We start from the raw sequence: 3,830 nt of genomic DNA on the forward strand, positions 1-3,830 counted from the left end.
CGTGGCTCTGGCCTGTCCCTTTCCGCTACTTCCCGATGAGCTCGAGGGTATGGCAGGCTCTGGCCGTGGCCTTGAGGCGTTTCAGGTGGTTGTTGAGCTGGAGCACGCAGCCGGGGCACTGGGCGGTGACGATGTCGGCGCCGCTTTCGATGACGGCTTTTGCTCTGGCCTCGCCGAGTTCGTCGGCGATGTCGGGGTTCTTGAGGCTGGAGATGCCTCCGCCGCCGCAGCAGGCGCCGGGGTCGGGCAGTTCCACGAGTCTTATCCAGGGTTTTGCAGCGAGTTCCTCGCGTATGGAGCGCTTGACCTGATTGTCGAGGCGGAAGTGGCACGGGTCGTGCACGGCGACGACAAGGGGATCGGTGGCGCTTATGGGGCGTTCCTGCTGGCGCAGCAGGGCGGCCGCAGGCAGGGGCGGCAGGGGAGAGTCGAAGCCGAAGCGCGCGTCGTGACGCCGCAGGAACACGGCCGCGTCCACAATGCGTCCGGCAAGTTCCTTGCCCGCAAGAGTGTATTCGCGCGAGAGCGTGCGGTGACAGGTGGCGCACAGGGTGAGCACGGGCATGTCGGGGCAGGAGGCGAACACTTCCGCGTTGTGGGCCTGCGCCTTTTCAAAGGCATCGCCGAAGCCGCTGAGCTGGGCGGGCGCGCCGCAGCAGGACTGCGCGCGGGGCAGAAACACGGTATAGCCGCGCGCGGTGAGGGCGTTCACGAGCCGGAGCGAGGCTTCCACGTTCACAAGACCGCCGAAGCAGCCGGTGAAAAGCGCCACTTCGCCGATCTGCGTGACGTTGTCCGGCGGCATGATGCGCTCGGGCAGAATGTCGTACAGAGACTTGCTGGCCAGAGCGGGCATGCTGCGCTTGCCTGCCGCGCCGCACAAAGCGTCGGGAAGATGCCGTATGCTGCCTCTCCGGTCCAGGGGAAAAAGCCACTGGAAGAAGGAGCAGGCGCGTATGACCTTGCGCGTGAGCTCGCGACGGGGCAGCAGGGCGCAGGTGACGAGCTTTTCGAGACGGCGCTTCATGGTGAGCTTTCCGTCGCCTTCGGCAAGGCGCGCGTCGAGAATGATCTGTGCGCCGTCCACGCCCTTGCCGCATATTTCCGTGCAGGCAAGGCACTGCATGCAGCTTTTGATGGCTTCGTGATAGCGTTCGCCGGGGGTGAGCTCGCCGGAGGCCACGGCGCGGGCAAGATCGATGCGGGCGCGCGGACCGAAGGTTTCCACCAGATGATGCCGGTAACTGGGGCACACGCTGAGGCAGCGGCCGCAGTATTCGCAGGTGGGACCGTTCATGGCTACCTCTCCAGCTTGCCGGGATTCATGATCCCGTAGGGGTCGAACAGGCGGCAGATGCCGCGCATGATGCGCATCTGTTCGTCGCCGAGCTGCATGGGCATGTAGGCCTTCTTTTCAAGGCCTATGCCGTGTTCGCCGCTGATGGTGCCGCCAAGTTCCAGAACGGCGCGGGTGGAGGCGTCGCAGAAGGCGTCATAGGCCGCGGCTTCCTCGGGCCTGCTCGGGCTGTAGAGCACCATGGGGTGCAGATTGCCGTCGGCCGCGTGGGCGATGGTCACCACGTTGCAGTGCGTTTCGGCGGCCAGCTTTTCCATGATCTTCAGCGCGCGGGGCAGCAGAGAGATGGGCACGGCGTAGTCGAGCGTGACCAGTCTGTCGGCCTGACGCACCAGCGCGGCCGTGCCGCCGCGGCGGGCCTTCCACAGAACGTCGCGTTCCTCTTCGCTGTGGGCGAATTCCATGCCGATGGCCTTATGTTCGTTGCATATGGCCTCGATGGTCTTCATCTGGCCTTCGAGCACCATGTCCGCGCCGTCCACTTCAATGAGCAGCGCGGCGCCCGCGCCTTCGGGACAGGGCACGCCGTACACCTCGGCCACGGTTTTCAGAAACACGCCGTCCATGAGTTCCAGCGTGCAGGGCAGAATGCGGTGGCTCACGATGTCCGTGACCACGGAACCGGCTTCGGCGGCGTCCTTGAAGTAGGCGAGCGCCGTGCGGATGCTCTCGGGCAGGGGAACGAGCTTTACCGTGACTTCCGCAATGAAGCCGAGAAGTCCTTCCGAACCGCACAGAAGACGCGGCAGATCGAAGCCGGTCACGTCCTTCTGGCAGCGGTTGCCCATGCGCACGATTTCGCCGCCGGGCAGAACCACGGTGAGCCCGAGCAGATAATCGCGCGTGACGCCGTATTTCGCGCCGCTCGCGCCGCCGGCGTTGGTGGACACGTTGCCGCCGATGGTGGAATACAGGCAGGAGGTGGGGTTCGGCGGATACATGAGACCCTTTTCCGCCGCGGCCTTCTGAAGATTGCCGGTCACGCAGCCGGCCTGCACGCGGGCCAGACGGTCGGTGACGGACACCTCGAGAATCTTGTTCATGCGCGAGCTGCAAAGGACGAGTCCTCCGAGCACCGGCACCGGAGAGCCGGCAAGGCTGGTGCCCGAACCGCGCGGATACACCGGAACGTGATGCTGATTGCACAGCCGCATGACGGCCGAAACTTCCTCCACCGTGGCGGGCAGGGCCACGGCGTCGGGCTTGTGATTGGCAAAGAGGTCGTAGGCGAAGGAGCGCAGATCCTCTTCGCTGTCCAGAAAGCCCTCGGGTCCGAGAATCTTTTTCAGCTCGTCGGCAATGCCGGAAGGCAGGCTCATGAAATGTCTCCTTGAAATCTGTAGGGAAGGCGGACGAAGCAGCAGGGCTCATCCGCCGCAGGTGCGGCCCGTTGTATCCCCATGCGCCGGGAATGTGAAGATTGCAGGCGCAGGCGCGCGGGGCGGCAGGGGAAAAGGCGGCCCGCAGAAAAGGCCGGCGGGCCGCCTTGCGGCGCGCCCGCCGGGATTGGCCGGAAAGAGCGGGGGCGGAGATCGGCCCGCCTCCGTCTTTCGCTACTTTGTTTTGAGATAGTCTTCGATGCGGTCCATGGCTTCGGAGAGCTTGTCCTCGTCCACGGTGCAGGCGATGCGTATGCAGCCGTCCACGGTTTCCGCCGGGCCGAAGGGGAAGCCCGGCACCACGATGACCTGCTTCTTGTCCAGAAGGTCGAGGGCGAAGGCGAGAGAATCGCCTCTGGCGGCCTCGATGTGCGGGAACAGATAGAAGGTTCCCGCAGGTTCCAGACAGCGCACGCCGGGCATGGCGTTGAGGCGCGCGGCGGCAAGGTGCGTGCGGCGGCGGTAGGCCTCGCGGAAGGCCTCGAATTCTTCTTTGGGGCCGGTGAGCGCGGCAAGGGCGGCGCGCTGGTTGGGCGTGCCGGTGCTGGCCACGGAGTAGCTCAGCACCTTGATCATTTCCTTCATGATCCATGAGGGGCCGAGCGCGTAGCCCACGCGCCAGCCGGTCATGGCGAAGGCCTTGGAGAAGGAGTTGAGCACCACCGTGCGCTCGAACATTCCCGGACGGGTGGCGATGCTTTCCGGTCTGCCGCCAAAGCAGATGCTGTCGTACACTTCGTCGGAAATCACGATGAGGTCGTGGCGCACGGCAAATTCGGCGAGCATGTCCAGCGTGGCGGCGTCGAGCACGATGCCCGAGGGATTGCAGGGCGAGTTGATGAGCAGGGCGCGGGTTTTCGGCGTCACGGCCTTTTCCATGGCTTCGAGGGTGGGCAGAAAGCCGTTGTCGAAGCTGGTGGGAACCTGCACGAACCTGCCTCCGGCAAGAACGCAGTGGCCGAGATAGTCGGAGAAGCAGGGCGCGGGGGAAATGACTTCGTCCCCTTCGTCGAGAATGGTGCGCATGACGGCGAGAAGGCCGTGCATGGCGCCGGAGGTGATGAGCAGGTTTTCGCCCTGCCAGGGCAGGCCGG

At 65.1% G+C, this 3,830-nt stretch carries 3 protein-coding genes; all 3 read right to left on the reverse strand.

Annotated features, from left to right (window positions below; translation table 11 throughout):
• Nucleotides 1-25 precede the first annotated feature (25 nt).
• A complete protein-coding gene (locus tag QZZ60_RS10885; protein WP_295641318.1) occupies nucleotides 26-1,297 on the reverse strand; it encodes a (Fe-S)-binding protein in 1,272 nt (423 codons plus the stop codon).
• 2 nt (nucleotides 1,298-1,299) lie between these two features.
• A complete protein-coding gene (locus QZZ60_RS10890) occupies nucleotides 1,300-2,676 on the reverse strand; it encodes an FAD-linked oxidase C-terminal domain-containing protein (RefSeq protein ID WP_295641320.1) in 1,377 nt (458 codons plus the stop codon).
• A 234-nt stretch (nucleotides 2,677-2,910) separates the two neighbouring features.
• Nucleotides 2,911-3,830 (reverse strand): aminotransferase class I/II-fold pyridoxal phosphate-dependent enzyme (locus QZZ60_RS10895; protein ID WP_295641322.1); only part of this gene is annotated, 920 nt, incomplete at its 5' end.

Source organism: uncultured Mailhella sp. (genome assembly GCF_905187505.1).
In the GTDB taxonomy this organism is placed as follows: Bacteria; Desulfobacterota; Desulfovibrionia; order Desulfovibrionales; family Desulfovibrionaceae; genus Mailhella.

Coding starts and splice junctions, on each gene's coding strand:
- QZZ60_RS10885 (WP_295641318.1), bottom strand. CDS start 1,297: ATGAACGGTCCCACCTGCGAATACTGCGGCCGCTGCCTCAGCGTGTGC.
- QZZ60_RS10890 (WP_295641320.1), bottom strand. CDS start 2,676: ATGAGCCTGCCTTCCGGCATTGCCGACGAGCTGAAAAAGATTCTCGGA.